Origin of the sequence: Bacillus sp. HY001, assembly GCF_007558965.1 — a bacterium.
In the GTDB taxonomy this organism is placed as follows: domain Bacteria; phylum Bacillota; class Bacilli; order Bacillales; family Bacillaceae_G; genus Bacillus_A; species Bacillus_A mobilis.
The window spans coordinates 1-6,659 of the sequence record NZ_VLTE01000182.1; the positions used below are offsets into that span (position 1 = coordinate 1).

At 31.8% G+C, this 6,659-nt stretch carries 6 protein-coding genes; 2 read left to right on the plus strand and 4 right to left on the minus strand.

Going from position 1 to position 6,659, the window contains the following annotated elements; translation table 11 throughout:
• Positions 1-104: 104 nt before the first annotated feature.
• The 4 genes from FOT98_RS30250 to FOT98_RS30265 form a co-directional block, all read right to left on the minus strand.
• Positions 105-725, minus strand: a complete 621-nt coding sequence (locus FOT98_RS30250) for a hypothetical protein (protein ID WP_000963189.1) — start codon at positions 723-725, stop codon at positions 105-107.
• A 250-nt stretch (positions 726-975) separates the two neighbouring features.
• Complete coding sequence (locus tag FOT98_RS30255; RefSeq protein ID WP_000094076.1) at positions 976-1,413, minus strand: hypothetical protein; 438 nt, start codon at positions 1,411-1,413, stop codon at positions 976-978.
• Positions 1,414-1,426: 13 nt separating this feature from the next.
• Positions 1,427-1,834, minus strand: a complete 408-nt coding sequence (locus tag FOT98_RS30260) for a hypothetical protein (protein WP_000037919.1) — start codon at positions 1,832-1,834, stop codon at positions 1,427-1,429.
• Positions 1,835-2,646: 812 nt separating this feature from the next.
• A complete protein-coding gene (locus FOT98_RS30265; protein ID WP_000036645.1) occupies positions 2,647-3,759 on the minus strand; it encodes a tyrosine-type recombinase/integrase in 1,113 nt (370 codons plus the stop codon).
• Between the two features lie 1,194 nt (positions 3,760-4,953).
• Here FOT98_RS30265 and FOT98_RS30270 point away from each other — a divergent pair.
• The gene (locus tag FOT98_RS30270; RefSeq protein ID WP_000028030.1) at positions 4,954-5,505 is read left to right on the plus strand and encodes a TetR/AcrR family transcriptional regulator; all 552 of its coding nucleotides are present in this window, start codon (positions 4,954-4,956) and stop codon (positions 5,503-5,505) included.
• Positions 5,505-5,882 (plus strand): quaternary ammonium compound efflux SMR transporter QacH, encoded by a 378-nt coding sequence (gene qacH / locus FOT98_RS30275; RefSeq protein ID WP_000121134.1) that lies wholly within the window; start codon positions 5,505-5,507, stop codon positions 5,880-5,882. Before FOT98_RS30270 ends, qacH begins: the two co-directional genes overlap by 1 nt.
• The last annotated feature ends 777 nt before the right edge of the window (positions 5,883-6,659 follow it).

Below are 6,659 nucleotides of genomic sequence, written 5' to 3' on the forward strand. Positions count from 1 at the left end.
TTCTTGAATTTAAGAACACCGGATTTTTTACATTTTTTACATTATTTTACATAATTGAAAGATAAAAAAATACATGTATTAAAAAATACATGTATTAATTATTATTAATTTGTTTTCTCTTCTTCTTCTTCTGAATGACATGATAGTTCGAATAATTTTACAGGCATATCCTTTAATGCTTTAGGAACTTTTGAAAACATCGCTTGTAATGTTAAATTGACATCATCTTTGCTACCGGCGTACAAAATGTTCGGATTCATAAAATACACATTTGCTCTCGAATTATTACCTTGAACACCTGTTTTTGAAACAGCCAGTATGCCTTTTGCTACTAAAGATTTAACAATAGGATTGACATTATTTTTAGTTCTTTTCAACAAAGTTGCGATATCTGTTTGTGTTAAAGGAACTGGACTTTTTTTATGAATATCATCCACAAGACAATTTGATAAAAAACCAACTTTACGACTGATTTTCCATAAAAATATAATCTCTTTATCATCTAAATAATCAATCTCTTCGAGATAATCAACGTTATCCTGAAGCATTTGAGCAAATTTTGCTCGATTCTTGATTTTACGCTCTGGAACAAGTTTCATTCCTCGCGCGTTAGCTCTTGATTGCAAATCATTTGCTAATTCCCATTCTTCATCTGAAAAAAACTTTTCTTTTTCTAAGTCTCTTTTTCTAGCGTTTCGATCCGCTTGACTAAAATCAATTGCCATTGATTTTGCTCCTCTCCTGAAGAAAATGCAACAAGCATTCTAGGAGATTCACCGTTATTTTTTTATTATCCGTAAAGGGTTTTACCCTTGATTTTTAAATGAAAATTCATTAAAATTAAAACTAGAAATCAACGTTTTGGTGATAAATTACGATGAATCACCCAAAGTCGAGTGCTCCAACACTCGGCTTTTTTTTATGCTTGTCTATTCAATTCTAGCTTAAAAACTCAAATTTTGTAAGATGCTTTACCTAATCGAATAATTTTTCTAATCGATACTTTCTGTATGCTTTTGTTTTCGAAACATCATAAACTTGTTCCAACCTCGGTGTTATCAAAGGTCCACTTCCATAACAAATACCAATGATTGGACAATCATCTAATTCTTCCCCTAAAGATAATCTGTGCACATGAAAATCTATCATTCTCATGTGATATTCTTCTAAATCTTCTTGTTTAATTATCTTCATGAAACTTCTGTCATATAATCCGAAATATTTTTTTACATTATATTCATAAACAAAATTAAATCCAATTGGCTGTTCGTTTTTTTGAACTGGAAACCTTATTCTCTCACAAAATATTGCATCAATATATATTTTCCCAGCTTCTAGCAAAGTCAAATCATCTTCTTCTATTATAGTTTTTCCAATCACTTCATTTTCTTCATACCATCTAAAAGATGACATGCAATTCACCTCTTTATTTTGTTGGCACTTCTTTCTTTTCTTTTGAAGTATTTGTTGCTGCATCTTTCTTTTGACGTGTACCAGTAGCACGCTTTGGCTTTTTCTCTACTTCGAATTTAAAAGCACGTAACATTTCTAATTCTTCTTTCATTGCTTTGAAATCACCTAACGTTAAACGCTCGAATGCAACGAATTCCATTAGACTTTCCTTGTTAATAAGCCATTTTCGAGTCTCCACACGACCTTTTCCAATCAATAATGCATCAATTTTCCCATCACGAATCCAACGCATTGTAACTTGTGTATTCGTACTTTTCGTTACGCCATGATCCAAAAGGATTTTATGTGCATCTTCCAGTGAAATCGTGAATTTTTCCTTCATTTCTTGCGTCATTTCTTCAATTGAGATTTTTTTTGACATTGTTTTTTCCTCCTAATTACAATTAAGTACATGTATTTTTAATTAAATGTATCCATCTATATTTTTAATATACAGTAAATGTATTGAAAAGTAAATATAATTTTAAATAAATTTATTAAAAAATATATTTAATCTATTTTACATTTACTATTAATTATATTTACTCAAAATTATATATATCCTTCTTTAAATTTATTATACATTAAATTTATTTTTATGTAAATCCATTTTAGGTCATTACTTTTACTTTTGTGTAAATCTATTTATTGCCATGACTTTACTATTTTGTACATGTATTTTATATCTCTTAAACGTTGTTAAATCAACGATTTTTTGCGATTACTAAAAATAAATTGCGGAGACAATACATGTATTTTTATCTATATTTTTACTTTTGTGTAAATCTAATTTAGGTATATAAATTTACTATTGTGTAAAACTATTAAAATTACTTTAAAATACTTTTACTCAAAAATAAATTTACTATACAATAAATGTATTTTAAAATACTTTTACTGTATAGTAAATTTAATAGGCGTTTCATTTTTTTTTGATTTTCGAAAAAAAGCGAGAAATGGCGAGGATTTGGAAAACTCTCGTGTATCTTCTTAGTTCATCGACCCGTTTTTTGGCGATTTCCTCGAATCCGCACAAGGTACTGGCATTGCCATGAGAGGCTAACACAAGGCTTTCTCATTGTAAAGCCGGGAAAGATGGCTTGACAACGAGGCTCTAGCCCTTGTGTTTCTAAGCCAGTGCGCCAGTACCAACTGTGCTCCGCACTCGTCTTCCCGATTTTCCGTCAAAACCTATCAATAATCAGCATAATATCGTACAACATCTAAACGATAGTGACCCAAATCCAAGCTAACTAGAAACTGGCACATCTCTTTATTTGTAAGTTTACGCCCTTCGTTCTTCGAACCTTCGGTTATTTTTTTACGGATATTTTTTATAACTGCATCATATTTTTGCTTTGTTTTCTTGTCCTGACAACGTTTTGCAACTTCTTTTTTTAATTGATTCTTACTGTAACTTTTGTATTTATCCATTTGCGCTTGTGCATATGCTTTGCGACCTGAATGTGTTGTGTATCTTTTTCCGTTACGATCCACCCCAGCATTGACGGCTGCACCTCGTATTTCTTCTTTTGCACGTTTTCCAAATTCCTCATTTGTTAATTGATTTTTATCACGTTTTCGAGCAATAATTACCTGGCTTCTTTCACTTTTTCCAGTGCATAAATTTTTCAACTTCTCTAGTAATTCTTTACTTTCAATTTTAACCGTTCTCTCGTGCCCGCCTTTGCCTTTTATATAGACAGTGCCACTCTTAAAGTCTATATCACTCACTTTTAGTTTTACGGCTTCGTGAACACGCATTCCAGCGTACCGCTGTAATTCGTGTACTGTTTTTATATCTTCTCTCAAATGTTTACTTGTCGTTGCTACATTTAGTTCTTTTTGAACTTTTTCATAGTCTGAATGATTTGCCTTTAATACCGTCGAATCAGCCGATTTACGGAAGATTCCACGCTCTGTGAGTGTATTTAACATATCTCGTTTATCAGCGACCTTACATGTATGTTTAAACGTTCCTGTTTCAGCACTCGCAACACGAAAAGAATGAAACGCATGCGCCATTTGGCGCATAGAAAATGCGGAAGCATTTCCTTTTTCAAAGGCTTGAATTTTTGTTTCGAGATATTCCATTGCGTGGCGAGGTTTCGCCCTATCCACGCTAATTCCATGCGTTTGTATTAACCAATTGTTATATGATTTCACGATTCCGCAATATGTGTTTATTGTTGAATCAGTTAATTGTTTTTTGGTTGTATTATTTTCATCAAAAGTTATTTTCATATCTTTAACTTTTTCATAGACTTCATCAATTTTTAAATCAATATCATTTGTAATTTTGCTCATTTCGTCACCCCCTATATACAAAATCAAGAGCAAGAACCCAACCCCCGTGAACCTTACAATATCAAGGCACAACAAAAACGAGGTCTCATTTGGGTGGGTTCGATCTATTTTTTTTAAAGACCAAAAAAAATAGACCGAACCACCCAAATTAAACACACAAAAGCAATCGCGAAATCTCCCTTCGGGCGATTTAAGCTCACTAGAGTCAAAGTCAAAATCAAAAGACCAAAAGCAAAAATCAAGGTCAAAAGATTAAAAGACAAAGGCTCAAGATAGCTACGCCATCTTGTTGCGATTGGCGTCTATAAATAGACTCCAAGGCTCTCCCATACATTTTGCACCAAAATGTATAGTCAAATGAGCGTACAACGGTATTGCGGTCTGGAATTTTTGAGTAACCCAGAAATTACTGTTCTTGCGATTTGTTTTGTGGTTAAAAACCTTTGTTACAGATTTACATTTATTCAGTTGTAAAAATATTTAATTGTAAAACTTGTTCCCTTCGTATTTTTTGATTTGTCATCTCCTTAAATTTTTATTTTTTATAATATTTTTTTCCATTCTTGCAAGCAAGAATTCTATTTTCTTTTAAAGCTATTTATAAAACTACTTGGGAAAGCTTTATATTGCTCCTTTCTTAGATTATTTTTTCCCACGTCTTAAAAACATTTTGCTTTGCTATTGTAATGATCCCCTTTCATTTTTATGACGTGAATTTTTTAGTTTTGTAAAATACACGATTACTTGAATCACGTCCCAAGATTCATAGTATAAAATTTCGTATTTCATATTTGCTTAACCGCAAGCGTTTAAACAAATAAGTAATTGGTTTTAAAATTACTATGAATATATACAAATTTTACCATTAATCAACTGATTTTGATGAAAAAACCTTATTTTTTTATGCTTTTGAAAAGGTCTTACGACCTTAAATGTTTTTCTTTCCGGGGTAGAGTCCTGAAAATGCGGATTTACAACGGTAATGTAATTTTCACCCATAAATAAAGCCGATTTTAAGAAATCGACTGTTGAACTAAAGCTCCCTTTACTTTAAGTACATTTCTTCACAATCTTTAGATTAATTTATTGGATTATTTTTATGTGAAAGAGTGATATTAAATAAGAGCTTTAATTCGATTGACAAAAAAACCGTCCAGACGGTATATTATATGTATCTAAGTTATGGAGGTTATTATGTCTATTTCAAAGCATGCTAATAAGAAAAAAAATATATTGATTGCTGCATCTGAAATTGTAAAAGAAGAAGGAGTTGTCAAACTCACATTAGAGGCAGTCGCCCAAAGAGCTGGCGTGAGTAAAGGTGGATTATTATACCATTTTCCTAGCAAGGAAGCATTAATTAAAGGAATGGTGGAAGATTGGACAAATAATTATTTCGAATGCATTAATACGTTAGTTAATAACGACGATGATAACGCAATAGGAAAATGGAATAGGGCTTATCTTAAATCTACATTTTCCGATTTAGAAAACAATAATCTAAATTCCGCACTAATGGCTACTATGTTTATTAATCCAGATTTATTAGATGAATTCCGGCAGAGATACGATATTTTGCATACAAAGTTAATAACTGATGGAATTGATCCTGTCAAAATAACAATTACAAGATTATCCATAGATGGTCTTTGGTTTTCAGAAATATTTGGAATGGCACCATTAAATGAAGAACTAAAAACACAAGTTTTTGATGAACTAATAAACATGATTCAGGAGGACGAATAATGTCATATCTATATTTAGCACTTGCAATAGTGGGGGAGATTATTGGCTCTTCCCTATTAAAAGCATCTGAAGGCTTTTCAAAACTCTATCCTACAATAGGGGTAATAATAGCTTTCGTTGGTTGTTTTTTCTTTTTATCCTTGTCGCTAAAAACAATCCCCTTAAACACTGCATATGCATTATGGGCAGGTTTAGGACTTGTTTTGACTACAGTAATTTCAGTTTTAGTTTGGAAGGAAAAACTTAACATGGCTAGCATTGCAGGAATAACACTGATTCTTGTAGGAGTTGTAATATTGAATTTGTTTGGACCAGGACATGGAGAATCTGGTCATGAAGCAAGCGAAACTATTACAATGAATGAGACAATGGAATAACACATAAAAAAGTCCTTCTTAATAAAGAGAAGGACTTTTTAGCTTAATTAAGGGTATTTTTTGAAGTCCTTATTCAACAAACCTGCGTACGTTAGTTTAAGTGTATCACTTCACAATTCCAATAGAGTAGAGTTTATTGAGACATAATGAAATTAGCGTTTTAAATGACTTCTGACTGTCTCATAAGACTTGTATCAAATGCTTACCGTTGTAAATCCGCATTTCCCTGACGCTACCCCTTTCCTAAGCAAAAATGTTTTTAAGTCTTTTATTCTTTTACCGTATTAAATTTGATACGGTTTTCATATGCTTTTTTGGGTTGAGCTGGCTGGGGTTTGGGGCTAGCCCCAAGGGTTTTTATTACACAAAATATTGATAGAACGGAAATGTACGCACTAAGCGACGGAGCAATTAAAATGGATTGTTCAAGTGATAATCCGAAAAAGTGATAACTTTTTTGGTTTATCGCTTGGCACAAGCCATGCCAATTGCGGAGAATTTTGAGTCAAGATAAAGAGTGGAGATTTTTTGCGGTTTTTGCAAAAAATACTACTCGTTTCTTTACTCAAAATTAGCGTTAATAGAGAGTGAGATAGAACAACATTGTTAATGTATTAAAAAGTCAATAATATCAATGGTTTGTTGCACTTTTCGTAGTTCTTGAATTTAAGAACCATAGTTCTTGAATTTAAGAACACCGGATTTTTTACATTTTTTACATTATTTTACATAATTGAAAGATAAAAAAATACATGTATTAAAAAATACATGTATTAA

Bases quoted from the DNA above. Each gene is read 5' to 3' on its own strand.
- FOT98_RS30250 (WP_000963189.1), bottom strand. From the start codon at position 725: ATGGCAATTGATTTTAGTCAAGCGGATCGAAACGCTAGAAAAAGAGAC.
- FOT98_RS30255 (WP_000094076.1), bottom strand. From the start codon at position 1,413: ATGTCATCTTTTAGATGGTATGAAGAAAATGAAGTGATTGGAAAAACT.
- FOT98_RS30260 (WP_000037919.1), bottom strand. From the start codon at position 1,834: ATGTCAAAAAAAATCTCAATTGAAGAAATGACGCAAGAAATGAAGGAA.
- FOT98_RS30265 (WP_000036645.1), bottom strand. From the start codon at position 3,759: ATGAGCAAAATTACAAATGATATTGATTTAAAAATTGATGAAGTCTAT.
- FOT98_RS30270 (WP_000028030.1), top strand. From the start codon at position 4,954: ATGTCTATTTCAAAGCATGCTAATAAGAAAAAAAATATATTGATTGCT.
- qacH (WP_000121134.1), top strand. From the start codon at position 5,505: ATGTCATATCTATATTTAGCACTTGCAATAGTGGGGGAGATTATTGGC.